At 71.7% G+C, this 25,551-nt stretch carries 29 protein-coding genes; 10 read left to right on the top strand and 19 right to left on the bottom strand.

Going from position 1 to position 25,551, the window contains the following annotated elements:
• Positions 1–14: 14 nt before the first annotated feature.
• From AB0J88_RS17480 to AB0J88_RS17490, 3 genes are read right to left on the bottom strand one after another with little or no spacing between them, the layout of a single operon-like run.
• Positions 15–527: a DUF664 domain-containing protein gene (locus AB0J88_RS17480; protein ID WP_364343393.1), complete on the bottom strand. Its 513-nt coding sequence runs from the start codon at positions 525–527 to the stop codon at positions 15–17.
• Positions 528–543: 16 nt separating this feature from the next.
• Positions 544–1,281 (bottom strand): isocitrate lyase/phosphoenolpyruvate mutase family protein, encoded by a 738-nt coding sequence (locus tag AB0J88_RS17485; protein ID WP_364343390.1) that lies wholly within the window; start codon positions 1,279–1,281, stop codon positions 544–546.
• Entirely contained in the window at positions 1,278–1,727 is a 450-nt protein-coding gene (locus tag AB0J88_RS17490) for a carboxymuconolactone decarboxylase family protein (RefSeq protein ID WP_364343387.1), read from the bottom strand. Before AB0J88_RS17490 ends, AB0J88_RS17485 begins: the two co-directional genes overlap by 4 nt.
• Positions 1,728–1,774: 47 nt before the next feature.
• On the opposite strand from AB0J88_RS17490, the gene AB0J88_RS17495 reads away from it, so the two are divergent.
• Positions 1,775–3,133, top strand: a complete 1,359-nt coding sequence (locus AB0J88_RS17495; protein WP_364343384.1) for a PLP-dependent aminotransferase family protein — start codon at positions 1,775–1,777, stop codon at positions 3,131–3,133.
• Here the strand turns inward: AB0J88_RS17495 and AB0J88_RS17500 are convergent.
• The 3 genes from AB0J88_RS17500 to AB0J88_RS17510 all read right to left on the bottom strand — a co-directional run bounded on the left by AB0J88_RS17500 (position 3,082) and on the right by AB0J88_RS17510 (position 5,499).
• Positions 3,082–3,900: an SMP-30/gluconolactonase/LRE family protein gene (locus AB0J88_RS17500; protein ID WP_364343381.1), complete on the bottom strand. Its 819-nt coding sequence runs from the start codon at positions 3,898–3,900 to the stop codon at positions 3,082–3,084. The two genes, AB0J88_RS17495 and AB0J88_RS17500, sit on opposite strands and share 52 nt — an antisense overlap.
• A gap of 385 nt (positions 3,901–4,285) precedes the next feature.
• A complete protein-coding gene (locus AB0J88_RS17505) occupies positions 4,286–4,813 on the bottom strand; it encodes a GNAT family N-acetyltransferase (RefSeq protein ID WP_364343378.1) in 528 nt (175 codons plus the stop codon).
• Positions 4,814–4,989: 176 nt separating this feature from the next.
• Entirely contained in the window at positions 4,990–5,499 is a 510-nt protein-coding gene (locus tag AB0J88_RS17510; protein WP_364343375.1) for a helix-turn-helix domain-containing protein, read from the bottom strand.
• A 65-nt stretch (positions 5,500–5,564) separates the two neighbouring features.
• On the opposite strand from AB0J88_RS17510, the gene def reads away from it, so the two are divergent.
• Positions 5,565–6,080 (top strand): peptide deformylase, encoded by a 516-nt coding sequence (def, locus tag AB0J88_RS17515; RefSeq protein ID WP_364343372.1) that lies wholly within the window; start codon positions 5,565–5,567, stop codon positions 6,078–6,080.
• On the opposite strand, the gene AB0J88_RS17520 is transcribed toward def, so the two are convergent.
• Complete coding sequence (locus AB0J88_RS17520; protein WP_364343369.1) at positions 6,046–6,798, bottom strand: 2-phosphosulfolactate phosphatase; 753 nt, start codon at positions 6,796–6,798, stop codon at positions 6,046–6,048. The genes def and AB0J88_RS17520 overlap by 35 nt on opposite strands.
• Before the next feature lie 46 nt (positions 6,799–6,844).
• Here AB0J88_RS17520 and AB0J88_RS17525 point away from each other — a divergent pair, with 46 nt between their 5' ends.
• Together AB0J88_RS17525 and AB0J88_RS17530 are read left to right on the top strand one after the other, a co-directional pair.
• Positions 6,845–7,375 (top strand): GNAT family protein, encoded by a 531-nt coding sequence (locus tag AB0J88_RS17525; protein ID WP_364343366.1) that lies wholly within the window; start codon positions 6,845–6,847, stop codon positions 7,373–7,375.
• Positions 7,376–7,411: 36 nt separating this feature from the next.
• Positions 7,412–7,963 carry a dihydrofolate reductase family protein gene (locus AB0J88_RS17530; protein WP_364343364.1) on the top strand — a complete coding sequence of 184 codons (552 nt, stop codon included), beginning with the start codon at positions 7,412–7,414 and terminating at the stop codon, positions 7,961–7,963.
• On the opposite strand, the gene AB0J88_RS17535 is transcribed toward AB0J88_RS17530, so the two are convergent.
• On the bottom strand, positions 7,952–8,920 hold the full coding sequence (locus AB0J88_RS17535) for a 2-dehydropantoate 2-reductase (RefSeq protein WP_364343361.1): 969 nt from the start codon (positions 8,918–8,920) through the stop codon (positions 7,952–7,954). The genes AB0J88_RS17530 and AB0J88_RS17535 overlap by 12 nt on opposite strands.
• A gap of 48 nt (positions 8,921–8,968) precedes the next feature.
• Between AB0J88_RS17535 and AB0J88_RS17540 the strand changes: the two genes are divergently transcribed.
• Complete coding sequence (locus AB0J88_RS17540) at positions 8,969–9,319, top strand: DoxX family protein (protein ID WP_364343359.1); 351 nt, start codon at positions 8,969–8,971, stop codon at positions 9,317–9,319.
• Here AB0J88_RS17540 and AB0J88_RS17545 read toward each other — a convergent pair.
• The 4 genes from AB0J88_RS17545 to AB0J88_RS17560 form a co-directional block, all read right to left on the bottom strand.
• Positions 9,310–10,503: a metallophosphoesterase gene (locus AB0J88_RS17545; protein WP_364343356.1), complete on the bottom strand. Its 1,194-nt coding sequence runs from the start codon at positions 10,501–10,503 to the stop codon at positions 9,310–9,312. The two genes, AB0J88_RS17540 and AB0J88_RS17545, sit on opposite strands and share 10 nt — an antisense overlap.
• Positions 10,504–10,548: 45 nt before the next feature.
• Entirely contained in the window at positions 10,549–11,400 is an 852-nt protein-coding gene (locus AB0J88_RS17550; RefSeq protein WP_364343353.1) for a Rieske 2Fe-2S domain-containing protein, read from the bottom strand.
• Positions 11,345–13,159, bottom strand: coding sequence for an ABC transporter ATP-binding protein (locus AB0J88_RS17555; protein WP_364343350.1), 1,815 nt, complete (start codon positions 13,157–13,159; stop codon positions 11,345–11,347). The genes AB0J88_RS17550 and AB0J88_RS17555 overlap by 56 nt, the downstream gene beginning before the upstream one ends.
• A gap of 137 nt (positions 13,160–13,296) precedes the next feature.
• Positions 13,297–13,752 (bottom strand): MarR family transcriptional regulator, encoded by a 456-nt coding sequence (locus AB0J88_RS17560; RefSeq protein WP_364343347.1) that lies wholly within the window; start codon positions 13,750–13,752, stop codon positions 13,297–13,299.
• Positions 13,753–13,891: 139 nt separating this feature from the next.
• On the opposite strand from AB0J88_RS17560, the gene recQ reads away from it, so the two are divergent.
• Positions 13,892–15,931, top strand: a complete 2,040-nt coding sequence (gene recQ / locus AB0J88_RS17565) for a DNA helicase RecQ (RefSeq protein WP_364344558.1) — start codon at positions 13,892–13,894, stop codon at positions 15,929–15,931.
• 18 nt (positions 15,932–15,949) lie between these two features.
• Here the strand turns inward: recQ and AB0J88_RS17570 are convergent, their stop codons facing one another.
• On the bottom strand, positions 15,950–16,216 hold the full coding sequence (locus tag AB0J88_RS17570) for an SHOCT domain-containing protein (protein ID WP_364343344.1): 267 nt from the start codon (positions 16,214–16,216) through the stop codon (positions 15,950–15,952).
• 111 nt (positions 16,217–16,327) lie between these two features.
• Here AB0J88_RS17570 and AB0J88_RS17575 point away from each other — a divergent pair, with 111 nt between their 5' ends.
• Positions 16,328–17,329, top strand: a complete 1,002-nt coding sequence (locus AB0J88_RS17575) for a zinc-binding alcohol dehydrogenase family protein (RefSeq protein ID WP_364343342.1) — start codon at positions 16,328–16,330, stop codon at positions 17,327–17,329.
• 209 nt (positions 17,330–17,538) lie between these two features.
• Here the strand turns inward: AB0J88_RS17575 and AB0J88_RS17580 are convergent, their stop codons facing one another.
• Positions 17,539–18,588, bottom strand: a complete 1,050-nt coding sequence (locus tag AB0J88_RS17580) for a TetR/AcrR family transcriptional regulator (protein WP_364343339.1) — start codon at positions 18,586–18,588, stop codon at positions 17,539–17,541.
• A gap of 112 nt (positions 18,589–18,700) precedes the next feature.
• Here AB0J88_RS17580 and AB0J88_RS17585 point away from each other — a divergent pair, with 112 nt between their 5' ends.
• The gene (locus tag AB0J88_RS17585) at positions 18,701–19,867 is read left to right on the top strand and encodes a cytochrome P450 (protein WP_364343336.1); all 1,167 of its coding nucleotides are present in this window, start codon (positions 18,701–18,703) and stop codon (positions 19,865–19,867) included.
• Here the strand turns inward: AB0J88_RS17585 and AB0J88_RS17590 are convergent.
• Entirely contained in the window at positions 19,829–20,497 is a 669-nt protein-coding gene (locus AB0J88_RS17590; RefSeq protein WP_364343333.1) for a class I SAM-dependent methyltransferase, read from the bottom strand. The two genes, AB0J88_RS17585 and AB0J88_RS17590, sit on opposite strands and share 39 nt — an antisense overlap.
• Positions 20,498–20,507: 10 nt before the next feature.
• The gene (locus AB0J88_RS17595) at positions 20,508–21,668 is read right to left on the bottom strand and encodes an LCP family protein (protein ID WP_364343330.1); all 1,161 of its coding nucleotides are present in this window, start codon (positions 21,666–21,668) and stop codon (positions 20,508–20,510) included.
• A 96-nt stretch (positions 21,669–21,764) separates the two neighbouring features.
• Here AB0J88_RS17595 and AB0J88_RS17600 point away from each other — a divergent pair, with 96 nt between their 5' ends.
• Together AB0J88_RS17600 and AB0J88_RS17605 are read left to right on the top strand one after the other, a co-directional pair.
• Entirely contained in the window at positions 21,765–22,610 is an 846-nt protein-coding gene (locus tag AB0J88_RS17600; protein WP_364343327.1) for a MerR family transcriptional regulator, read from the top strand.
• Positions 22,607–23,515 (top strand): transglutaminase-like domain-containing protein, encoded by a 909-nt coding sequence (locus tag AB0J88_RS17605; RefSeq protein ID WP_364343324.1) that lies wholly within the window; start codon positions 22,607–22,609, stop codon positions 23,513–23,515. The genes AB0J88_RS17600 and AB0J88_RS17605 overlap by 4 nt, the downstream gene beginning before the upstream one ends.
• Here AB0J88_RS17605 and AB0J88_RS17610 read toward each other — a convergent pair.
• The 3 genes from AB0J88_RS17610 to AB0J88_RS17620 are packed head-to-tail and all read right to left on the bottom strand — an operon-like array spanning position 23,481 to position 25,506.
• Positions 23,481–24,593 carry a damage-control phosphatase ARMT1 family protein gene (locus AB0J88_RS17610; protein ID WP_364343322.1) on the bottom strand — a complete coding sequence of 371 codons (1,113 nt, stop codon included), beginning with the start codon at positions 24,591–24,593 and terminating at the stop codon, positions 23,481–23,483. The genes AB0J88_RS17605 and AB0J88_RS17610 overlap by 35 nt on opposite strands.
• 20 nt (positions 24,594–24,613) lie before the next feature.
• Complete coding sequence (locus AB0J88_RS17615; RefSeq protein ID WP_364343319.1) at positions 24,614–24,991, bottom strand: RidA family protein; 378 nt, start codon at positions 24,989–24,991, stop codon at positions 24,614–24,616.
• Positions 24,988–25,506 (bottom strand): GNAT family protein, encoded by a 519-nt coding sequence (locus AB0J88_RS17620; RefSeq protein ID WP_364343316.1) that lies wholly within the window; start codon positions 25,504–25,506, stop codon positions 24,988–24,990. Before AB0J88_RS17620 ends, AB0J88_RS17615 begins: the two co-directional genes overlap by 4 nt.
• Positions 25,507–25,551: the final 45 nt, after the last annotated feature.

Here is a 25,551-nt window from a genome sequence, read left to right on the forward strand (position 1 = left end):
CCCTCTAAAGTGTCCTATTCGCCGACGGAGCCGTCGATCAGCTCGCGCGCGACGTCCAGGTGACCGGCGTGCCGGGCGTACTCCTGGAGGACGTGCGTCAGGATCCACCCCAGCGAGGGACACTCGGCCTCGGTGGTGAACCGCCCGCCGACCGCGGCCCGGTCGTCGAGCGCGGCGCGGTCGGCGATCTCGCGGGTGCGGGCACCGGCGAGGTCCATCGCCGCCAGCAGCAGGTCGACCGTCTCCTCCGGACCGACCTGCCACTTTCCGTCCGCGTCCTGGTCGCCCCACGGGTGCGGCACCGGCTCGGCCGCGAAACCCCAGCGCATCCAGCGTTCTTCCATGTAGACCAGGTGTTTGAGCAGTTCCAGCGGGGTCCACCCGGACGGCAGCCGGCTGCGGCTGAGATCTTCCGGCGCGAGGCCGACCACCTTGCGCCCGACGACCACCCGGTAGTAGTCGAGGAAGTCCAACAACAGGAGCTTCGGGTCGGCCAGGTCATGCCGGGGCTCGCGCACGTCGGTCACCCAGCCACCGTAACGCTCATCCCGGGTACGGCGACGCCCCTGCCACGATCGCGCCGAGCATGCGGGTGTGCTCGGCGGCCAGCGCCTCGTGGATGCCGTCGCCGAAGCTGACGCGGGCGACCCCGAGGGCGGCGAGCTCGGCCAGGGGCGGGGTGGCCGGGGTGAACAGGATGTTCACGGGGCCGGCCCCGCTCAGCGAGGCGATGTCCTCGTTCGTGGTGGCGCCGATCGGGTACGCGCAGTCGGCGCCGGCGGCCAGGAACCTTCGCGCGCGCTCCAGTGCCACCGGCAGCGGACCTGTCGGGACGCGCAGGTAGGCGTCCACCCGGGCGTTGACGACCAGGTCGGTGCCGGCCGCCTCCCGCACGGCGGCCAGGAAGTCGGCGTGTTCGTCCACATCGACCAGTCGCTTCGTACGCGGGTTCGAGTCCTCGAGGTTGCAGCCCACTGCGCCGGTGGCCAGCAGGCGCTCGGCGAACTGCGCGGGTGGCAGGCCGTACCCCCGCTCGACGTCGGCGGTGACCGGGACACCGACCGCGCGGGCGATCCGGGCGACCGCGTCGAGCATCTCCTGCACCGGGGTGGCCTCGCCGTCGGCGTAGCCGAGGCTGAGCGCCACCGCGGCGCTGCTCGTGGCGACCGCCGGGAAGCCCGCCGCCTCCACCGCACGCGCGGACGCCGCGTCCCAGGCGTTGGGCAGCACCAGCGGATCGCCTGGCCGGTGCAGCGCCCGCAGCGCGTCGGCACGGGTCACGACAGGGGCCAGGCGTGGGTGGTGACGGCGACCCGGTTCCAGGCGTTGATCACGGTGATCGACCAGACGAGCTCGGCGAGCTCGGTCTCGTCGAACTCGGCCTGGGCCGCGCCGAAGACCTCGTCGGGCACCGGGCCGTCGGTGAGCCGGGTCATCGCCTCGGTGAGCGCGAGCGCGGCCCGCTCACGGGGGGTGAAGAACGGCGTCTGCGACCAGACCGGCAGGGCGTAGAGCCGGCGCTCGGTCTCGCCTCCGGCGCGAGCGTCGGCGTTGTGGGTGTCGACGCAGTAGGCACAACCGTTGAGCTGCGAGGCCCGCGCCCGCACCAGTTCCAGCAGGGGCGCTTCCAGCGTGGTCTTGCGGGAGGCGGCGTCGAGGGCGTTCATCGCCTTGTTCATGTGCGGCGCGAGCTTGTCGGCCGCGAGGCGGATCGTCGTCGTGGTCATGTCCATGACGTTAGGCGAGGATTGGACCCGCGCTAAGGTCCAATACCGTGGCGTTTGATTGGGCCGATTGGGGCGTCGACCTGCACCTGGACGTGCCTGCCGGCGGCCGGCGGGCCGGCCTGGAGCGCGCCCTCCGCACGGCGATCCGGTCGGGGAGGCTCGCCCCGGGCAGCCGACTGCCAGCCACCCGGACACTGGCCGCCGAGCTCGGGATCGCCCGGAACACGGTCGCCGCCGCTTACGACCAGCTCGTCGCCGAGGGCTATCTGACCGCGCGAACCGGGTCCGGCACGACCGTGGCCGCGCTGCCGCCGCCCTCCCCCGTCGCCCCGGCGCTGGCACCCGAGGTGCCGCCCCGGTTCGACCTGCGGCCCGGCAGCCCCGACGTGTCGTTCTTCCCGACGGCGGCCTGGCTGCGGGCCACCCGGCGGGCGCTGTCGGGTACGCCGCCCGCCACTTACGACTACGGCGACCCGCGCGGCCATCCCGCGCTACGGGGCGCGCTGGCCGACTATCTGGGCCGGGTACGCGGCGTGCTCGCCCATCCCGACCGGATCGTGGTCACGTCCGGCTACGTGCAGGCACTCGCCCTGCTGGCCGGGCTGCACCGGGTGGTGGCGATGGAGGATCCGGGGCTGGCGTTCCACCGCGCGGTGGTCCGGCGGGCCGGTGCGCGGGTCGTCCCGCTGCCGGTCGACGCGCTCGGCGCGCGCACCGACCTGTTGGAGTCCACTGTGGATGCCGTGGTGCTGACGCCGGCCAACCAGTTCCCTTTGGGCGCGGCGCTCGCCCCGGCGCGGCGGCGGACGGTCGTGGACTGGGGTGGGCTGGTCATCGAGGACGACTACGACGGCGAGTTCCGCTACGACCGCCAGCCGGTGGGTGCGGTGCAGGGGATGGCGCCTGAGCAGGTGGCCTATGTGGGCACGGCGGCCAAGACGCTCGGGCCGGCGCTGCGGCTGGGCTGGGTGGTGCTGCCGGAGCGGCTGGTCGAGCCGGTGGTAGAGGCCAAGCGGCACATCGACCTGCACAGCGAGGTGATCGGCCAGCTCACCCTGGCGTCGTTGCTGACCAGCCACGAGTACGACCGGCACGTGCGCGCGGCCCGGTCCCGCTACCGGGCGCGGCGCGACCTGCTGCTGGCCCGCCTGCGCGGCGCCCCGGTGCGCGGTGTCGCGGCCGGGCTGCACGCGCTGGTGCCGCTGCCTTCGTCTTCGTCTTCGTCTGAGTCGGAGGTGCTGGCCGAGGCCGCCCGGCGCGGGTTGGCGCTGGGCGACCTCGGCAGCCACTGGCACGCACCCGGTGACCACCCACAAGGGCTGATCGTCGGGTACGGGACGCCGAGCGAGAGCCGTTATCCCGCGGCGCTGGACGTGCTCGCCCGGTTGTTGACGTCGGTCGCGTAGACGACGCCGTCGGCCGCGCCGTCCGCACCCCACCGGTTCGCGGTGATGAACAGGGTGTCGTTCTCGCCGAGCGCGCAGGAGAAGCAGCCGCGGTCGGCGTCCACCGTGGCCAGGACCGCGCCGCCCTCGGCGACCCGCACGCAGCGCTGGTTGGGCACGTCGGCGAACCACACCGACCCGTCGTCGTCGAGACAGATGCCGTCGGGAGCCGAGCCCTCCACGGCGGCGAACTCCCGTCGACCGCTGAGCCCACCGTCCGGGGCGATGTCGAACGCGGTGAGCCGGCCGGCGTGTGACTCCGCGACGATCAGGGTGTCGCCCCGGACCGCCATCCCGTTGGGGAACGCGAGCCCGCCCGCGGCCTCGCGTAGCTTCTCCGCGCCGGGGGTCAGCACGCAGACGCGGCCGGGCCGGAACTCGCCCTCCGGGAAGTCGTACCCGATGTCGTTGACGAAGATGTTGCCCCGCCGGTCGACGACGATCTCGTTCCACCGCCCTTCGCCGAGGACGGCGTGCTGCTCGGTCTTGCCGTCCTCGACTGTCAGCAGCAGGCCTTGGCGGCTCGACACGGCGAGCAGCGTGCCGTCGGGCAGCCAGTCGATGCAGATCGGCATGTCGTCGATCTCGGCGACGACGGTGGTGGCGCCGTCGGGCTCGACGCGGACCACCTGGCCGGCGCCCCAGTCGCAGAACCACAGCCGCCCGTCCCGCCACCGCGGCGACTCACCCATCGCGACACCGGACACCAGGGTACGAAGCTCGGACATCACACTCTCCTTGTCATCGTCTCTACCCGGTACGTAGTGGCTGCGAGGCTGTTCTCGACATGCCCCGTGAGAATTTCGGGGTGACTTTCGATCTGGCCGCGGCGCGAGGTGCGCGAGGAACTGGGGTTCGACTTCCCGGTGGGCCGGCTGCTGGTGGTCGACTGGGTCGCGGCGGACCCACCGTGGGACGCGGGGCTGATGTTCCTGTACGACGGCGGCACGCTGTCGGCGTCGGTCTCGCCCGCATCGTGCTGCCGCCCGACGAGCTGTCGGGTTTCGCCTTCGTGGCGTTGGCCGACCTGGACGGGCACCTGCGGCCGCGGCTGGCCCGTAGGGTGCGCGCCGCCGCGTCCCTCAGCGGGGGTGGGTTCTATCTGGAGGGTGGCTACCAGACGTCGCCGTCGCGCCAGTCACAGGTGAGCGGGGCGGACAGGTCGAGCGGCATGACGCCTGGGAAGACGTAGACGGCACCCTGCTCGTCGGGGGTGTCCTTCACACCGTCGGGGGTGAGTGCGGCGAGCGGGCCGATCCAGGGCAGCCAGCCGCGGGAGCGGTAGAAGGGCTCCCCTTCGTCGGTGGTCCCGAGCGCGCCCAGGTCGTACGCCTCGCGAATGACCGCCTCGAGCGCGGCCATGACGTCGCCGCCATAACCGCGGCGGCGATGTTCCGGATGCACGCCGACCCCCTCGACGTATCCGCACCGCAACGCCCGCCCGTTGTGAACGAGGCGGCGCTGGACCACGCTCCCGTGGGCGACAAGCGTGTCCCGCTCCCACACGAAGGCGTGCATCCCGCCGAGCGAATGCTCCCAGTCCTCGGCGCCGAAGTCCCCTGCGAACACCTCCTCGAGCAACCGGTACGCCGCACCCAACGCGGCCGCACCGGCAGCGCTCGTATGCAGAACCTCGATCACGCCGGCACCTCCGAAGCGAACAGCGGACGGCAATTGTCGCGGTCGGGCCGGTGGCGCGCGACCGCCCGGTCGATCACGAGCCCGCCTCGGCATGCGACCGAGACGCGGGGACGGCCGCGCCGGCGTGCGTCAGCTCGATCACGCGTCCGGCTCCCGGTCGCGTGCCTTCAGGTGCGTCACGCGTCCGGCTCCGGGAGCAGCGGGAAGACGCGGGCGACCACGCCGACCGCGCCGCTGCCCCGGGGGCGTTTTCGGGCCGTGTAGGGCGCCAGCACGGCGTTGATCTGGGCCGCGACTATCGCGAGCTCGTCAGGGGTCAGGTGCAGCACCTCGCTGAACGCCTCGTCGCGGCGCCAGCGTTCCGGTGCTGTGTGGCGGCGTGCCAGCCAGCGGTGGTAGCCCTCGTCCTCCAGCTCCCGGGCCAGCGACCCGAGGCCCTGGGTCGGCTTCGGCGCGGGAGGCGGTGTGGTCAGGCGCCACGGGCGTGCCCTCCCATGCGCGCCCGCCACCGGCTCGACGTAGCCGTAGCGCTCCAGCTGTCGCAGATGGAACGAGCAGGCGCCCGAGCTCTCGCCGAGCAGGCGGGCGGCCTCGTTGGCGGTCACCGAGCCCGCGGTGGTCAACAGGTCGATCAGCGCCACCCGCAGCGGGTGTCGCAACGCCATCTCCGTCTCTTGCCCGATCACGCATCGCATCGTACCCTGCTGTTTGCAAAGCTTTGCAAAGTCAAGAGCGAGGGATGGTGGCGACCGTGACCGTGCGGCAGGTGCGGCTCTTCGGTGATCCGGTGCTGACGATGGCGGCCGACCCGGTCACCGACTTCGACAAGTCGTTGCGCACGCTGGTCCGGGACCTGAGCGAGACCCTGCGCGACCAGCGCGGCTCCGGCCTCGCCGCGCCGCAGATCGGGGTGCCGCTGCGAGTGTTCGTGTTCGACGTCGACGGCGTACGCGGACATCTGGTCAACCCCACCCTGGACTTCCCCTCCTCAGAGGGGCAGACCGGCCCGGAGGGCTGCCTGTCGATTCCGGGGCTCTACTACGACACCACGCGGCGGCTGCACGCGGTCGGGCACGGCGTCGACCAGCACGGGCGGCCGGCGCAGGTGGTCGGCACCGACGAGCTGGCCCGGTGCCTGCAGCACGAGACCGACCACCTCGACGGCGTGCTGTTCCTGGACCGCCTCGACCCGGCCACCCGCCGCACCGCGATGCGCGACATCCGCGTCAAGCTCAGCCCGCACCCGATCCGGGGTCTGCTGCGCTGAACGCGCCGTCCCGGAACACCGGCACGGCGTCCGAGGCGTCGACCTCCGCCGCTATCGCGACGTCCTCCTCGAAGCCGATCGCCGCGAGCTCGCGGCCCGAGGCACTGTCCATGATGGTGCGGGTCAGGTCGGCTCCGGCGTACGCCCGCAGCGCGGTCTCCGCTTCCGGCGACAGGGAGGCTGCGCCCAGGGCGGCGATCACCGCGCCGGCGCCGAGCAGGTCCTCCACCGCCGGCCGCAGGCTGTCGTCCGGCCACCGCTCCCCCGCGGCGATCACGGTCAGCGGGCGCTCGGGCGTACCCACGCCGGATCGCCGCAACCACCGTCCGACCGCGGCGGCATTGCGCAGGCTGCCGGCGACGAGGCCGCAGTGGTCCTTGATCGCGGCCGCGATGGCGGAGCCGTTGGGTGAGGGCAGGACGAGCTCCGGTGTACGCGGGGCGCGGCGCAACGCCGCCGGCGACAGCGACCAGGGACGGTCCGGCGTGACCGCGCGGCGCCCGACGGCGACCGGCACGCCCACGTCGCTCTCGTCGGGGTCGGCGTGCCAGGCGCGGGGACGCACCCTGGTGCCGGCGTCGACCAGCACCGACACCGAGGTGGTGAACGACAGCACGTCGACGACCACGGCGCAGGTGCTGCCCGGCGCCAGCCTCCGTGCCCCCTCGGGACCCCAGTCGAACCGGACCCCGTACCCGCGCTGCAGCCATGCCTCCACGCGTGCAGGGTCACACAAGTGCGTCACCGGCCGGCAGGATGGCCGGATGGTGGTGACCGACATCGCGATCCGGCTGCGGCCGGTGGCCGGCGAAGAGGACCTCGACATGTTGCGCCGGTTCTGCGTCGAGCCGGGGCTGATCGGGCTCGACTGGCGGGGCTTCCGGGACGTCCAGGGCGTCGCGAAGCGGTACGCCGAGGACGGTTTCCTGGGGGAGCGCGACGGGCGGCTGGTCGTGGACGCCGCCGGCAAGCGGGCCGGGTTCGTGAGCTTCACCGAGGGCCTGTACGCGGGGCGCGGGCCCTACTGGGAGATCGGCATCGCGCTGCTCCCGGACTTCCGGGGCCGCGGGATCGGCTGGCAGGCCCAGGCGATGCTCTGTGACTATCTGTTCGCCCACTCGCCGGTGCAGCGGATCCAGGCCGGCACGCACGAGGAGAACCTGGCCGAGCAGCGCTCGCTGGTCAAGGCCGGTTTTCAGCTCGAGGGCGTGGTCCGGGCATGCGAGTTCCGCGACGGCGCCTGGCGGAACGGCTACCTCTACAGCCGGTTGCGGTCGGACCCCTCGCCGCTCTGAGCATTTCTTGTCGTACCCCTGTGATGTCGTGTCCGCATGGCTACCCGCTACTACACCGCGACCTCCATCGACGGCTACATCGCCGACGAGCACAACTCGCTCGACTGGCTCTTCGAAGTCACGGACCGCGACGACCGCTTCGGCCCGTTCATCGCCCAGATCGGCGCGATGGCGATGGGTTCGACGACCTACGAGTGGATGCTCGACCACGAGAAGCTGCTCGAGAACCCGTCGAAATGGCAGGAGTGGTATGCGGACCGTCCGGCCTGGGTGTTCACGCACCGTGACCTACCGAAGGTCCCGGGCGTCGATCTCACCTTCGTCTCGGGCGACGTCCGTCCGGTGCACGCGGCGATGACAGCGGCGGCCGGCGACCGCGACATCTGGCTGGTCGGCGGCGGCGAGTTGGTCGGCGCGTTCGCCGACGCCAACCTGCTGGACGAGATCATCCTGGGCGTGACACCGGTGACCCTGGGAAGCGGCGCACCGCTGCTACCCCGCCGACTAACCTCGCGCCGCCTGAGCCTCACGGCGGCGGAGCAGGTCGGCCCGTTCGCCTACCTGACCTACGCGGTGTCAGCCGACTAGGTCCAGGAACTCGGCGGGGGTCAGGGCGCCCGGGCGGGTGCCTTCGCGCGCCGCGCGGTTGACGAGCTGACGGACCAGCTCGTTCGCCGGCGTCGCGACGCCGTGCAGGCGGCCCAGCAGCACGATCTCGCCGTTGAGGTAGTCGGCCTCCACGGTGCCCGTGCCGCGCGCGAGGCTCTGCCAACTCGACCCACCTCCGCGCGGGGTGCCCTCGACCGGCTTGATGGTGAGCAGGCCCTTGCGGCGTTCGGCGTCCTCCTCCGCGGTGGCCACGTCGATGCCGGCCACCCGCAGCACCTCGGTGGCCTCCGCGCGCAGCAGGGCGTCCACCTCGTCGATGCCCTCGGCCTCGGGGCCGCAGAGGGCCTGGATCGCGTTGCCCAGGTTCATCAGCAGCTTGACGTACTTCCAGCGCATGATGTCGGCCCGCGGCTCCGAGACGAACCCCGCCTCGCGCAGGCCGGCGGCCAACGCGGTGGCGGTGTCGTCCACGCCGCCGGGGACACGGCCGAGGTCGAGGCCGCCGGGGGTGGGCGCGCTGTGGGCCACCACCACGCCCGGCGCGAGGTGGGTGGCGGGGAGGATGACCCACACGCCGTAGACGTTGGGAAAGAGCCGCAGGGCGGCGCGCTCGTTCGCCACGCCGTTCTGCAGACACAGCACCGGGGTCTCCGGCGGTGCGACCGCGGCCAGCGGGCGCAGCACGTCAGGAGTGTCCATGCCCTTGACCGCGAGCACCGCCACGTCACCGGGGCGCCACTCGTGTTCGGTGACCGCGCCGACCGTCGGCAGTCGCAGGGTCTGCCGGCCCTCCGGCGAGTGCAGTCTCAGGCCGTCTCGGCGGATCGCGTCCAGGTGCGCGCCGCGCGCGACCAGCACCACGTCCTGCCCTGCCGCTGCCAGGCGACCGCCGACCACTCCGCCGACAGCGCCCGCACCCACGATCACCCACCGCACACCGACGAACCTATGTCACATCTCGCCGGGCGCTCTCGTCCTGTGAGCATGACCATCATCGCCGACCCGGTCTGGCCGGTCGTGGGGCTGGCCGCGATCCAGTACGTCGACGCGGCCATGTGCGCCCGCCCGGTTGACGCGGTGCGCCGGTGCCTCGACGACGTGGAAGCGCCGCCGCTGGTCCGCCGCCTGCTGACGCCGATCAAGCTGGCCGCCGGCACCGGGCTGCTCGCCGGCCTGGTCGTGCCCTACCTCGGCGTGCTGACCTGCGCCGCCCTGGTCGCGTACTTCGCGATCGCGGTCGCCATGCACGTCCGTGCCCGGGACCTCCGGCGCAACTTCCGCAACGCGGTCGCGCTCGGCGTCCTGTCCGGGCTGGTCAGCCTCTGCTACCTGTGACCCGCGCTGGCCCGCAGCGTGATCAGCGTGATCTCGCTGGGCGCGAACACCCGGAACGGCGGACCCCAGAAACCGGTGCCCCGACTCGTGTAGAGCTGCGTCCGGTCACCGTGGCGGCTCAGACCGTGCAGCACCGGCTGGTCGGTGAGCACCAGATAGTGGAACGGCCAGATCTGCCCGCCGTGCGTGTGCCCGGAGATCTGCAGGTCGATCCCGTGCTCCACGGCGGCGTCGATCTGCCGGGGCTGGTGGGCCAGCAGCAGCACCGGCAGGTCCGGATCGGCGCCGGCCAGTGCGGCCTCGTGGTCGGTGCGGTGCCCCGGCTTACCGGAGAGCGCCGCTGTCCGGTCGTCCACACCGGCCACCACCAGGCTCGACCCGTCGCGGGTGAGCACGATATGCCGGTTGTGCAGCGAGTCCCAGCCCAGGTCGGCCATGTGGTCGAGCCAGTCCTGCCCGTCCGAGAAGTACTCGTGGTTCCCCGTCACGTACGCCCGGCCGTAGCGGGCCTTCACCTGGCCGAGCGGCGCGGCCTGCTCCAGGCGCTGCGTGACCGTGCCGTCGGCGATGTCACCCGTATGGCAGACCAGGTCGGCGTCGAGCGCGTTGACCACGTCGACCACCCCGGCCGACCAGCGCGCGCGCTCGATCGGCCCGTAGTGCGTGTCGGTCAGCAGCACCACCCGCAGGCCGTCGAGCCCGGCACCCAGGCGCGGGATGGTGACCTCGACCTCGCGTACCCGTGAGACCCGCATCGCCTCGTAGTGGCCCCACCCGAGCAGCACCAGCGCGGCCACGACGGCGGCGCCGGCGGTGACGCGCGACCGGAGCGGGTCGTCGACGCCGCCGGCCCACAGCGGCAGGCGCAGCAACTGCGCCAGGATCGAACACGTGAACAGCACCCAGATGACGCCGAGCGTGGTGTCGCCGATGCGCGCGGCCCAGTCGCGATGCCGGCGGCCGTGGCCGAGCACCATCATCCGACCGTAGAGCAGGGCGCCGAAGAAGAAGATCGCGCTGCCGAGGCCACGTACCCAGGCCGGCCAGTCCTGACCGGTGAAGACGAGCAACCCGCACGGCACCCCGAAGAGAATGAGCACCATCGTGGCGAGGGTCAGCACCGTCCGGCGCAGCCGGCGGGGTTGCTGCGCCGGCGGCTCCGGCACGATCTCAGCTTCGGTCACCGGCAAAGCATGTCACGATCAGTCGTTTCCCTTGTGGACATGCGGTTACGGCAGGTTTGCCTCGACCACGTCGTTGACCACGCGGGTACGCAGGACGGGCTGGTCGGATCCGGCCGGGCCGTGCATGACCAGGCCGTCGGCGAGCCGGAACGTGCTCCCGTGCCAGGGGCACTCGACGCAAGCGTCGCCGTCGACGTCGACCACGCGGCCCTCGCCGAGTGGGCCGGTCTCGTGGCCGCAGCGTTCGAGCATCACCGAGACCCGGTCGCCGTCGCGGTAGACCAGCACCGGCACCTCGCCGATGCTGCGCGAGACGGGCATGCCGTGCGGCAACGCGCTGATGTCGGCCACCGGGTGCCAGCCGTCACTGATCCGGTGCAGCTGGGTGGCCGCCTGGTTGACCTGGGCGCCCTGCTTGTAGGCCAGGTGGCCGCCGAGGAACGCGCCGACGTTGACGAGGCCGAACCCGGCGAAGCCGAGCAGCCGGCCACGGGCGTGGTCGCCGCGCATGCGGAGCACCAACGAAGCGGTGTAGAAGCCCACCGACGCGGCGTTGACCACCAGGTGCACGAGGCCGACCCGGCGCTGCTCGGCGTCGAGCTCCGCCCAGTCGTTGGCGCCCGCGAGCACGGTGATCGGCGCGCTGGCCACGGCGCCGCCGACCATGATGGTCGCCGGGAGCTCCTGGCCGCGCAGCACGTCGAGGATCGCGGCGCTGGTCATCGAGCCCAACGTGAACGAGGCCAGCGCGGGATGCAGTGGGTGGCCGACCTGCACGCCGTGCAGGGCGTCGCGCAGCATACGCGGCTTGAGTACAGCCTGCAGCGCCTTCTGAAGTGGATCACTGATCCGGTCGAGACCGGACGCCTGTTCGAGTCGGGTCAGCAGCTGCTTCATCTGCTCGGGTTTCCCCGGGTCCGGCACCCCAAACGCCGGTGGCCAACCGGGTGTAACGACCGCCCTGTCTGATCAACTCGTCATGGCTGCCGCGCTCGACGATCCGCCCCCGGTCCAGCACGACGATCTGATCCGCTTGCCGCACGGTGGAGAGGCGGTGGGCGATGGCAATGGTGGTACGCCCGCGGGACAGCTCGTCGAGCGCCGCCTGCACCGCCCGCTCGGTCTCGTTGTCCAGCGCGCTGGTGGCCTCGTCGAGCACCAGCACCGGTGGGTCGCGCAGGATCATCCGGGCGATCGCCAGCCGCTGCCGCTCGCCGCCCGAGAACCGGTGGCCGCGGGCACCGACCACCGTGTCGTACCCGTCAGGCAAAGAGGCGATCAGGCCGTGGATCCGGGCCGCGCGGCAGGCCGCCTCGAGTTGCTCCTGGCTCGCGTCCGGCCGGCCGAACAGCAGGTTGGCCCGCACGGTGTCGTGGAAGAGATAGGTGTCCTGCGAGACGAGCCCGACCGCGCCGGACACCGCGTCGAGGCCCACGTCGCGCAGGTCGACGCCGTCGATCAGGACCGCTCCGCGATTGGGGTCGACCAGCCGGGCCACCAGGTACGCCAGTGTGGTCTTGCCCGAACCGGTCTCGCCGACGAGCGCGGTCGTGGTGCCGGACGGCACGTGCAGGTCGATGCCGTCGAGCGTCCACGGCTGGTCGTCCGCGTACCGGAAGCCGACGTTGTCGAAGCGCACGTCGCCTTTGACGGCTGGCAGGGCGACGGCGGTCGGCTTCTCGACGATGTCGACCGGCTCGTCGAGGACCTCGAAGATCCGGCCGAACAGCGCCATCGAGGTGGACACCGCAAGCCCCAGCCCCTGCAGCGCGCTGGCCGGGCCGACGAGCCGGTTGAGCATGCTGGTGAAGGCGACGGCCGTGCCGATCGAGATGACGACGGCACCGTGCGCGAAAGCGAGGCCGGCCACCCAGTAGACGACCGCGGGCACCATCGTCAGGCTCGCCCGACGGGTGGACAGCAGCCATTTGCCGCTCATCGCCGCGCGCATCTCGCTGTCGGCCAGCGCCTGGGACTCGGTGGTGAACCGCTGCGCAAGCGCCGCCCGCCGACCCATCGTGGTGGCCAGCATCATCCCGGCGACCGACAGTCCCTCTTCGACGATCGCGGTCAGGTTGGCGAGCTGCCCCTGCCGCCGCCGGGCGATCCCGCGACGCTGCCCGCCGAGCCGGATCGCGGCCAGCAGGAACAGCGGCACCACGGCGAGGCAGATCAGAGCGAGCTTCCAGCTCATCACCAGGGCGGCGACGCCGACCGCCGCGGCACTGGTCGCGTTCTGCACGGCGGAGGCGGCGGTGTTGGCGACGACGTTCTCGACGCCGCCGACATCGTTGGCGATGCGGGACTGGAGCTCACCCGGGCGGGTGCGCACGTAGTAGAGCAGTGACATCCGCTGAAGGTGGGTGAACACGTCGACCCGAAGCTCGTGCATGACCCGCTGCCCGATCAGGTTGGCCAGCCAGGTGGTCACCACACCGAGCCCGGCACCGGCCAGGGCGGCCAGGATCATCCCAGCGGCGAGGTACGAGATCAGCGCGGCATTCTTTTCGGGCAGAGCGCGGTCGATGATCGCGCGCAGCAGGAACGGCGAGACGACGTTGACGGCACCGAGCAGACAGGCGGCGAATATCAAGGCGGCCAGCCAGCGCCGGTGCCTCCGGAAGAGGGCGGTGACCCGCCGCAACGGGGGACGCACGTCTTGGGCGCCTCGGTCTGCGACGCTCCCGCCCGGTCGACGGACGCCGCCGCGCGTCCGGGGGTCGACGTCGGCCGAGCCACTGTCGTCGGTGCTCCTGCGGGGTTGCGGGGCGCCGTCGCGCGTATCTCCGCTGCTCATGGTTCGGCTCTGATCGGTGGGTCGCCGGCGGTGGCCAGGCGTTCCAGGAGGCGGGCGGCGATGGTCAGGAGGTCGCGTTCCTCGGCGGTCAGCTCGTGCGCGATGAGTGCCGCCGCGAAGACGTCGCGTGGGTGCATCTCGTCGCGGAGCGTCGCGCGGCCGGCGTCCGTGATGGTGATCAGCGACTGGCGGCGGTCGCCTGGGTCCGGGGTACGGGTGATCAGGGCGCGGTCTTCCAGCGCGGCCAACACCCGGGTGAGGGTCTGCGGCAGTGCGCGCAGCCGGTCGGCGATCTCGCCCGGGGTCATCGCGCCGTGGCGGTAGACCTGGCCCAGGAGCGCCGTCTGGGTGAGTGTCAGCACGCCGGCGCGTTCGGCGCGGATCCGTTCGCTGTAGGCGGCTACGCCGAGGCGGATCCGGCGGGCGGTCGCGACATCCGTTTCCGTACGCATGCGCTGACGATATCTCCCGCTGCTCCCGCTTGTCGCGCCCCGGGGTCGTCAGCTCATGCGTATCGATTGAGTTATCCACAGGCAGTCCTGCGACCCCCTTGCCGCCCCATAGAATCGCCGGGTGACGACGACAGCGGAGATGGCAGGAGCCGCGCCGGTCGAGGTGCTTCGGCGGCTCTTCGGTTACGACACGTTTCGCAACCAGCAGGAAGAGATCATCGAGCAGCTGGTCGGCGGGGGTGACGCGCTGGTCCTGATGCCGACCGGCGGTGGCAAGTCGCTCTGCTACCAGATCCCGGCGATCGTGCGACCCGGCGTCGGGGTGGTCATCTCCCCGCTGATCGCGCTCATGCAGGACCAGGTCGACGCCTTGCGCACCCTCGGGGTCCGGGCGGGCTTCATCAACTCCACCCAGGAGTGGGGCGAGCGGCGTGACACCGAGGCCGCCTTCGTCGGCGGTGAGCTGGACCTGCTCTATCTGGCGCCCGAGGCGCTCGGCTCCGAGAAGACGATGCGCCTGCTCGAGCGCGGGCGAATAGCCCTGTTCGCGATCGACGAGGCGCACTGTGTGGCGCAGTGGGGTCACGACTTCCGGCCTGACTACCTCGGCCTGTCGGTGCTGCACGAGCGCTGGCCCGACGTGCCGCGCATCGCGTTGACCGCGACCGCGACCACCGCTACCCGCGACGAGATCGCCACCCGGCTCAACCTGACCGAGGCCAAGCGGTTCGTGGCGAGCTTCGACCGGCCCAACATCCAATACCGGATCGTGCCGAAGAAGAGCCCGGCCACCCAGCTCCTCGACTTCCTCCGCACCGAGCACAAGGACGACGCGGGCATCGTCTACTGCCTGTCCCGCGCGTCCGTCGAGCGCACCGCCGAGCTCCTGGTCGCCAACGGCGTGCCGGCGCTGCCCTACCACGCCGGCCTCGATGTTCGCACCCGCTCCGAGAACCAGGCCCGCTTCCTGCGCGAAGACGGCCTGGTGATGGTGGCGACGATCGCGTTCGGCATGGGCATCGACAAGCCCGACGTGCGTTTCGTCGCCCACCTCGACCTGCCGAAGTCGGTGGAGGGCTACTACCAGGAGACCGGTCGGGCCGGCCGCGACGGGCTGCCGTCGACGGCATGGCTGGCCTACGGCCTGCAAGACGTCGTGCAGCAACGCAAGATGATCGAGACCTCCGACGCCGACCGCACCCGCCGCCGCGCACTGGGCCAACACCTCGACGCGATGCTGGCGCTGTGCGAGACGGTCGAGTGCCGGCGTGTCCAACTGCTGGCCTACTTCGGCGAGCCGGGCGGCCAGCCGTGCGGCAACTGCGACACGTGCCTGACACCGCCGTCCTCGTTCGACGGCACGATCGCCGCACAGAAGCTGCTCTCCACCGTGCTGCGCCTCGACCGCGAGCGCAACCAGCGGTTCGGCGCCGGCCAGCTGATCGACATCCTGCTGGGCCGGCAGACCGACAAGGTGACCCGGTTCCGCCATGACCAGCTGTCGGTCTACGGCATCGGCACCGAGCTCTCCGAGGCCGAGTGGCGCGGTGCCGTGCGCCAGCTGCTGGCGCAGGGTCTGCTGGCGGTCGAGGGCGACTACGGCACGCTGTCGTTGACCGACGCCAGCCGCAGCGTGCTGGCCAAGGAACGCCAGGTCATGCTGCGTCGCGACCCGCCCAAGACCCCGCGCCAGTCTCGTGCCACGGCACCCAAGGCGGCGGCGGCCGCCGCGTTGTCCGGCGAGGCGGTGGGCACGTTCGAGCGGCTGCGTTCCTGGCGGGCTGCGACAGCGAAGGAACAGGGCGTCCCGGCCTACGTGATCTTCCACGACGCGACGCTGCGGCAGATCGCCGCCGACGAGCCGCGGTCGCTGGCCGAGCTCGGCCGGATCAGCGGCATCGGCGAGAACAAGCTGGCCAAGTACGGCCAGCCGGTCCTCGACGTCCTGGCCGATTCCGTACCGGCCGCGACTCCGTCGGCCGCGGCACCATCGGCTGCTGCACCGTCGGCCGCGACCCAGCCGGCACGGCCGCCGTCGGCCACGCCCGTTGGGCGATCGGCTGCCGCGCCGCCAGCCGCGTCCCAGCCGCAGGCGGCGGCCGCACCCCGACCGGCGCCCGCCGACGACGACTTGTGGGGTGACGAGGAGTTGGTGGAGCCCGACTACTACGACGAATAGCCGGGCTCCCGCCCCGGGTCAGTGCTTGGCGCGGAGGTTCGCGCGCCGTTCGCGGAGCTCGTGTTCGTCGATCTCGCCGCGGGCGTACCGCTCCGCCAGGGTCTGCTCCCCCGCGTGCCTGGCGCTCTGGCCCGGCGACCGGCGCCAGATGACGTAGCCGATCACCGACGCGACCAGGACCCAGAAGACGATCGGAAAGACGATCCACCAGCCGGGGCCGCCGTGGTTCCAGGGGCCGTTGTGCCACGCGGGGTCGGCGGCGTACGTCGTCAGTTGGGTCACCATCGTAGGCTCCTTTCGTTGTGTCCTCGACGATCCCGCTTGCAAGCCCCTGCGGCGTCGGCCCTGAAGCGACATCCGGCGTACGCAGCCGGGCGCAGCGCCTAGCGTGGGGTGATGGGTGACCTCATGCGCGCGGTCGGCTACCGGAAGGCTCTTCCGATCACCGACCCTGAAAGCCTGGTCGACGCCGAAGTGCCGATGCCCATGCCCGGGCCGCACGACCTGCTGGTCCGGATCGAGGCGGTCTCGGTCAACCCGGCCGACGTCAAGTCGCGGTCGGGCAGCGACCCGAAGGGCTTCCGGATCCTCGGGTACGACGCGGCCGGCGTGGTGGCGGCGGTCGGCCCCGCCGTGACCCGGTTCGGGGTGGGCGACGAGGTCTACTACGCGGGCCAGATCGACCGGCCAGGCAGCAACGCCCAGTTCCAGGCCGTCAACGAGAACATCGTCGGGCACAAGCCGGCCGCCCTCGACTTCGCGGAGGCCGCCGCGCTGCCGCTGACCACCATCACCGCGTGGGAGATGCTCTTCGACCACTTCGGACTGACGTCGGCGAGCACCGGAACGCTCCTGGTGGTAGGCGGCGCCGGCGGCGTCGGGTCGATGGTCCTCCAGCTCGCCCGCGCCCGCACGAGCCTGACCCTGGTCGCCACCGCCGGCCGCGGCGACTCACAGCGCTGGGCCACGCAGATGGGCGCACACCACGTCGTCGACCGGCACAACCTGGTCGAGTCGGTGCGCGCGGTGGCACCGGACGGCGTCGACTACCTGATCAGCCCGTTCTCGAAGGGCAACATCGAGGCGTACGCCGAGCTGATCCGCCCCTTGGGCCACATCGCGGCCACCGACGAGCCGGAAGGGCTGGATCTGTTGCCCCTCAAGCCGAAAAGCGTGGCGTGGCACTGGGAGCTCATGTTCACGCGGCCGATGCTGCTGCCGGAGGACACCTACCAGCACGAGGTGCTGGAGGAGACGGCCAAGCTGGTGGACGCGGGCACGGTACGCAGCACGGCCACCACCCGGCTCGGCCCACTCGACGCGGCGACGATGCGCGACGCCCACGCCCGCGTCGAAAGCACCGCCGCCATCGGCAAGGTGGTCGTGAGCACGAGTTGACCGCGGACGTCCACGCGTCAACTCCGGGCCGCCGCCGACCTCGTTACGCGTACACCAGGATGTAGGTGACCGTCATGCCGCCCACGATGGTGAGCAGCGCGGTGAAGATCGGTATGCCAGTCGATCGGTACCGCCGGCGCGATGACATCGTCCTCCCGAGCAGAACGGCTGAGCCACAGCGTAGACGCCGATCGCCAGCGCGCCGGAGGTCAGACGGCGGCCGACGCGGCGGCGTGGCAGGCGCCGTAGCCCTCCGCTCGCGCGACGATCCGCCCGTCGCGAACCAGCACCGCCGCCTCGGTGGCGTCGCTGACCGCCGCCACTCCCGCCGCCGCGGCCAGCTCACCCCCGTCGTCGTGCACGACAGCCACGCGCGGCCAGGCTGTCGGTGGGAACGCCACCCGTAAGCAGTTCCCGACCTCAGCCAACGCCAGCCGCGCCAACGACGACAGCTCCGCCGGATCGCTGCTGACCAACACCGCCGTGACCTCGGTGCCAGCCGGCGCCGACCGGACCGCCTCCTCCACCGCCGCCAGGCGCTGCAGCCCGACCACCGCCATCACCCCGCCGGCAGGACCACCCGCCGGCGGCGTCCAGCGTTCCGAGACCGGGCGCGCCCGAACCGCGTACGGCAGATGCGGCGGCAGCCACGCGTCGTCGAGGTCGAGGTCCGCGAGCTGCGCGCACGCCCGCACCACGTCGAACGGCTCGACGAACCCGGGCGCGGCGGCCGCCAACTGGCTCGCACCGTGCAATGTGGTCAGTGCCGTCTCCGCCACCCGGACCATCCGGCCCGTGCGGGTGCGCAGATCGGCGAACGCCAGGTTCTCCAGGGCCAACCCCAGCAGCAGGGCGTTGAGCCGCATGAGCTGCGCGTACGGCCGCCGGGTCCGCTCGTCGGCCAGGATCTCCGGGAGCAGGTCCGCACCGAGCCGAGCCGGGGAACGGTCGTCGTCCGTGAACAGCGGCAGCCGGGCGCACCAGGCTCGGGCGAAGGCGGCCAGGGCCTCCCGCGGCGTGGCCGCGGGAGGTGCCGGGTCGAGGGGCTCGGCCATCAGCGCTGTCGCCAGCACCGCGAAGTAGAGCGCGCGCTTCCCGGGGAAGTTGGAGTAGACCGCACCCCGGGTGAGCTCGGCCCGCTCGGCGATCGAGTCGATCTTCGCTGCCCGGTAGCCCCGTGACAGGAACTCGGCGTGGGCCGCTGCAAGCACCTTCTCGCGGTTGCGCGACTGCGCCTCGGCCCGGTTGAGCCTTGCCATGCCACTCCCATCACGGGCGGCGCCAGGCCTGGCGCCGCGGCCAACGTCAGTGTCAAGATATCTCCACCATTCAGATGATGTGAACATCTGATATTAACATCCGAGGGGTGCCATGGAGATCCAGCTCAGCGATCCCGACCTGATGAGCGACCCGTTCGGCGCGTACGGACGGGTCCGTGAGCAGGCGGCCGTCGCCACGCTCGTCGCGCCGGGTCTGCGGCTGTGGGCGGTGACCCGGCACGCCGAGGCGCGGGCCATGCTCGGCGACCCGAGGTTCGCCCTCGGCGAGGAGAGCTTCCAGCACCTTGACGTGCCCGAGCACTGCCTGCCCTACCTGCGCACCATGCAGCAGACCACCGGCGCCGAGCACGCCCGCCTGCGCCGCCTGGTCTCCCCCGAGTTCTCCGCCCGGCGCGGCACGGAGTTCCGCCCGCGGCTGGAGCGGATCGTCGACAGCCTGCTCGACGAGGTCGACCGCCACATCGAGCCGGACGGCACCGTCGACCTGGCCCGGCACTTCACCACCCCGCTGCCGATGGAGGTGATCTGCGAGCTCGTCGGCGTGCCGGTGGAAGACCGTCCACAGTGGCGCGTCTACGGTGCCGCGATCACGGCGGGACACGGTGCCGACTTCGTCGCCGCCGTACCGGCCATCATCGAGGGCGCTCAGGCCGCACTGGCCGCGAAGCGCGCCACGCCGGGCGAAGACGTGATCAGCCAACTGCTGCGGAGCCGGGACGACGACAAGCTCACCGAGCGCGAGCTCGTCACCTTCGTCTGGCACCTGGTGCTGGCGGGCCAGACCCCGGCCAGCCTGATCGCCAACGCGGTGCCGACTCTGCTCGACCACCCCGACCAGCTCGCCGCCTTCAAGGATGGCAACGCCCCCGGCGCGGTCGAGGAACTGCTCCGCTGGTGCGGCCCGCAGTTGCTGACCATCCCCCGCCAGGCCCGCGAGGACGTCAAGCTCGGCGGCGAGGTGATACCCGAGGGAGCCCGGGTGACCGCCGTCCTGGCCGCGGCCAACCGCGACCCGAGGGTGTTCACCGACCCCGACCGTTTCGACGTGCATCGCAGCGGCAACAACCACCTGAGCTTCGCCCACGGCCCGCACTTCTGCCTGGGCGCGCCGCTGGCCCGGGTCCAGACCGAGGTGGCGCTGACCGCGCTGTTCGCCCGCTACCCGAACCTGACCCTGGCCGAGAGGACGGAAAGAATCCCGGACCCCGCCACCTGGCGCCTACAGACCCTGCGCATCCGACCGGGCCGAACCGGCTGACTGGGCCAGGAGGTAGCAACGGCGGCTCGGGTACTCGACGTCCGGCAGCGGCTCGCGCTCCGTGCTGGCCGAGACCGAGAACCCGGCCGCCGCCAGGTCCGCCCTCACCACCGCCGGCTCGAGATAGAACGAGTCCAGGTCGACCGGAGACCCGAACCACGAGCGCGTGTGCTGGGTGCTGCCGGGCGGCTGGTCGGTGGCCGAGACGTGGAACGACACCAGCACCCAGCCGCCGGGCGAGAGGACGCGCGCGAACTCGCCGAAGGCCCGCCGTCGCTCAGCCGGCGTCAGGTGGATGATCGAGTAGAACGCCACGATGCCGGACCACGCGCCGTCGGCCACCGGTAGGTCCAGCATCGAGGCGACCTCGAAGCTCAGCGACGGCGCGGCCGCGCGGGCGATGGACACCATCGCCGGCGAGAGGTCGACGCCGACCACCGCGCGGTGCCGGGCGGCCAGGTGCCGGGTGACGTGCCCCGGACCGCAGCCCACGTCGGCCACGATCCCCGGGCTGAGCTCCAGCAGCACGTCGAGCAGGGCGCGGTCGACCGGCTTGCCCGCGAGCTCCGACCGCAGCGCCGCGTCATAAGCGAGAGCCACCGTGTCGTACGTTGCGCGAATCCGCGACATTCCCGGAAGGCTACTTGCTGACGAGCTGCGGGTGCGCGGCGATGAACGCGTCAGCCGTGCCCGCCTGGATCGCCGCGAAGAACTGCTTCGCCTCGGCCGGCAGTCCCTCACCCGCGTACTTGCCGCTGGAGTTGAAGACGCTTCCGCCCTTGAACCGGACCATCGTGATCGAGTCCTGCCGCATGCCGCGCAGCGCGAAGCCGAAGTCGACCACGCTGTGCCCACGCCCGTTGAACACCAGCGACTCCCCCGCCGCCCGCAGCACCCGGTCGAGCTTGGCCGGGTCCGTCAGCACCGCCTTGCTCAGCGCCTGCTGGGCCATCGCCTTGACGAACTGCTGCTGGTGCCGCTGCCGGCCGTAGTCGCCGTCCTTGACCCCGTAGCGTTGCCGCACGTAGTCGAGCGCCTGCCACCCGTTGAACTTGTGCGTGCCACGGGTGTATTTGGCCTGCGGACCGTAGTACGGATGGTCGCTCCCGGAGCCGTCGTTCGGGCGGTGCGTCCCATCGGGCTTGAGGTGCTCCGAGTAGACGACGTCCTGGTCGACGGTCATGGTGACGCCACCCATCGCGTCGACGATCTTCTTGAAGCCGTTGAAGTTGACGATCGCGCCGGCGTCGAACCGCTTGATGCCGGTATATCCCGAGATCGTCTTCGACAGCAGCTCGAAGCCCTTGGCCCGATCCGGGTTGCCGCTGCGGACCCGGCTGCCGAACGCCATCGCGGAGTTGAGCTTGCCGCTGCCGCCCGGGTAGTTCGCTTTCGGGAACGCCGGGATGTCGACCAGCAGGTCGCGGGGCAGTGAGAACAGGTAGCCGCGGTCTAGTCCCTCGGGGATGTGCATGATCATGATGGAGTCGGCCAGGGGCAGCGTGGTGGCCTCGCGCGGGTCGATGCCGACCAGCAGGATGTTGAGCGGCCCCTTGATGTCGCTCTCCTCCGGCTCGACGTCGCCGCCCTCGCCGAACAGGTCCTCGGTCTTGACCGCGCCCTCGTAGCGGGCCAGCAGCGCCTGCGACGTGACGATCAGCCCGCCGCTCACGACCATCAGCACCGCCCCGATGATCAGGCAGACCCGAGCCCAACGCGGGGTCGAACGGACGCGGGTTGGCTTCTTCTGACGAGAAGAGTCGGTAGCGGTGGCTGTCTCGGCGGGTTCCTTCGGCGACATCAGGCGTCCTCCCCGTCTCAGTAGAGAGACGCATTCGGATACCCAATCCGTTGCGGTCTTTACCTTGACCCTTGGGCAGGGTGAAGACTTGCCGCCATGGACGTGCGCGACCTGACCATCGGGGAGTTCGGTCGGCGGACCGGTTTGTCACCAAAGGCCCTGCGGCTGTACGAGGTGTCCGGCCTGCTGCGACCGGCCAGCGTGGACCCGGCGACGGGCTACCGCCGCTACAGCGTCGAGCAGGTGGAACGGGCTCGCCGGATCAGCCTGCTGCGCCAGCTGGACATGCCGCTCGCCGTCGTGGCCGAGGTGCTCGCCGGCGACGACACCGAGGCGTCGATCCGGCTGGACCGCTGGTGGCAGGCGCAGGAGGCACAGGTGCAGTCGCGCCGCGCCAGCGCCGACTACCTGCGGGCGCAGCTGACCCGCGGCGGTCCGGCCCGCGTCCCGTACCCGGTGCACCTGCTCGCACGCGAGCGCACCAAGGTCGCCAGCATCACCCGCGACTGCGACCAGCAGAGCCTCGTGCCCACGTCGCTCGCGTGTGCCGCCGAGATCGGCACGCACCTGCGCGCGGCGGGCGCGGACCCGGTCGGCGAGCGCTGGATCCTCTTCCACGGCCACGTCACGCCCGACAGCGAGGCCACGGTCGAGATCTGCGTGCCGTTCACCGGCACCGTCGAGCCGACCGACGACATCGTCATCCGGATCGAGCCGGCGCAGACCCTGGCCGCCGTCACGGTGAGCCGCGGTGACTGCTTCTATCCCAAGATCATGCTCGCGTACGACGACGTCCAGGACCACGTGCACGACACGGGCCTGACCATGATCGGCGTGTCCCGCGAGATCTACTTCGCCGAATGGTGCGAGATCGGCGACGACGACCCGTTCGTCCACGTCGCCGTCCCAGTGCAGACCACAATGGAGGATGACCGCGCATGAACTACGCACGGCAGACCGCGTTCAGCGACCCCGGCGCGTACGCCCATCTGCTCGACAAGCTGCCTACCGACCCGCGTGAGCTGACCGCCACCGTGCGCAACGTGCTCACGCACTACCGCGACCCCCACGTGACGCTGCCGGCGGAGCGCGCGGACGAGATCAACAACCGCTGGATCGAACGGGTGCTCGCCACCGACCAGGGCCGGCACGACCGCCCGCTGGCCGAGCCGCGTGCCCCCGAGGAGCGCGTAGGCGGCTGCTGCCGCGACTTCTCCCTGCTGGCCGTCTCGGCCCTGCGCCACCAGGGGATTCCCGCGCGGGTGCGGATCGGCTTCGCGGACTACTTCTTCGTGCCCGGCTTCCACCACGACCACGTGGTCGTCGACTACTGGGACGGCAGCCGCTGGGTGCTCGCCGACCCCCAGATCGGCCCCGGCGACTGGCCGTTCGACCCCGACGACATGCCCCGCCCGCACGGTGCGGGCACGCCGTTCGCGACGGCGGCCGCGGTCTGGACCGCGTTCCGCAAGGGCGAGGTCGACCCGGGCACGTACGGCGTCGCCCCCGGCGTCCCGATCGGGGGCGACTGGTTCATCCGTGACTACGTGATCGCGGAGCTGGCCGCCCGGCAGGGCGACGAGCTGCTGCTCTGGGACATCTGGGGCGACATGTCCGACAAAGTCGACGAGGCCGGCGCGGCGCTCGCCGACGAGATCGCCGCGCTGCTGCTGGCCGCCGACGCCGGCGACGAGGCCGCCTCGGACGAGTTGGCCGAGCGCTACGCCAAGGACGACCGGCTCAACCCGCGCGGCCATGTGCTCTGCATGTCGCCGACCGGTGACGAGACGTTGGTCGACCTGGCGACCCGGGTCAGCGCGCCTGCACCAGCCCGTGCCGGCCGCTGACCCGCCAGCGGGGCTCGGCGGCGTCCAGCCGTGCGACGGTCGCGCCGTCGAGCCCGACCACCACCTCTGACTTGCAGGTGCGCAGCGCGACGACCGGGACACCCAGGTCCGCGGCCGCGGTGGCGAACGGCGTCGTCGCGTCCCAGTCCCGGTCGCCGACCAAACGGCGATAGTTGAGGTCGCCCTTGGCGACGACCACGCGATGCCCGCGCAGGTCGTCCCGCAGGTCCGCCGGAATGGCCCGGAAGTCCAGCGGCGCGCACCAGAACCAGTGCGTACGCACCACGATCCGCGCGTCCAGCGGCCGACCGAGCCGCGCGCAGGCATCATCCACATCGGACGCGGTGGCATCCGAGACGTAGTACGGCATCGGCTTGACGTGCAGCGTGACCCGGTCGGCGCGGCCGGTGTCGAGCAGCCAGTTGGCCAACACCAGGTCGGCCATGATCTCCCGGCCGCCGTTGTCGGCGACCACGCAGACCGGGCCGGGCTCGCGCAGCGCCGCCGCCAGCCGCTCGGTGTCGTCGTGCAGCAGTTCGTCCTGCGCGGGATCTCCGAGAACGCCCGGCTCCTGCATCCGGAAGCTGATGTCCGCGCGGTTGCCGAACACGGCCGCCCGCACCACGGTCGCGAAGCCCGCCGCGGTCGCGGACGACGGCAGCGAGGCGACCCAGGCGAAGTCACGGTCGAGGTCCGGGTCGGCGAGCTCCGCGGCCTTCATCGGGGCGAACGGGTCGACGCCCTGCCACGGACCCGGCCGGAAGTAGTCGACGGCGTCGAGGATCCGCCGGTAGAAGTAGCTCTCGGCCCACAGGAACGGCACGTCCGCCCAGGGCCGGCCGAAGTAGCCGCGGTCCCAGGCGTCCCAGTCGGCCCAGTCCGGGGCGTCGCCGGGCAGCCCTCGCACCGCTGCCGTCAGCGACTCCTCGAGCAGCGCGCGCAGGGCGGACCGCTGCGCCTCGCCGTAGGGGTGCGCCGCCGCGACCCGCTCGACCAGCGTCGGATGGCGATCGTGGAAGACCTCCCGGGCGTACCGCCCCGGGGTCCCGACCAGCAGCTCTTCAGGTGTGTCGCGCACCGCACCATCATCCCGTGCCGTCAGTGGCGGCGGGCGTCGACCTCGATCTCGATCCGCATCGCGGGGTCGGCCAGGCCGCAGACCATCATCGTGGCGGCCGGCGGCACCGGCCCGAACGCCGCGCGCAGCGTGGGCCAGCAGGGCTCGAAGTCGGCCCGGTCCGGCAGCAGGTAGCGGACCCGCACGACGTCGGCCAGCGTGCAGCCGGCCCCCGCCAGGGCCGCCGAGATGTTGCGGACCACCTGTTCGCACTGCGCCACCACGTCGTCCGCGATGGTCATCGTGGCGTAGTCGTAGCCGGTGGTGCCGGACACGTACACGTGGTCGCCGTCGACCACCGCGCGGGCGTACCCGATGCGCTCCTCGAAGGTCGAACCGCTGGTGATCGTCTGCCTCATGCCGGCTTCCACTCGTCGTTGATGAGCTGGAACATCAGGTGGTCGTGCCAGCCACCGGCGATGTGGAGGTAGGACCGGGCCACGCCGATCCGCTCGAAGCCGTTGCGGATGAGCACCTTCTGCGAGCCGACGTTGTCGAGCAGGGTGCCGGCCTGCAGCCGGTGCAGGTTGAGCTCGCCGAACGCCTTCTCGATCATGAGCGCGGTGGCCTTGGACGCGATGCCGCGCCCGTTCTCCGCCTGGGACACCCAGTAGCCGAGGTGGGCGGACTGGGCCGGCCCGCGCTCGATGACACTCAGCGAGATCATCCCGACGACTCCGCCGCCGGACTCGATGACGCACCGGAGCAGCGTCGGGTCGGCCAGCGCGGTCTCGATCCGGGCGAGCTGTCCGGCCGGTGTGTAGAACGACTCCGCGCGGTCGGGCTCGAACGGCGCGAGGAAATCGCGGTTGGCGATGGCAAGGGCGGTGAGTGCTTCCGCGTCGGTCACCTCGACGGGACGGATCTGAACCATGATCCGATTCAACCAGCCCCGGGACGCTAGACCTAAAGGGGTCGC

It is taken from the genome of Asanoa sp. NPDC049475 (genome assembly GCF_040676915.1).
In the GTDB taxonomy this organism is placed as follows: Bacteria; Actinomycetota; Actinomycetes; order Mycobacteriales; family Micromonosporaceae; genus Asanoa.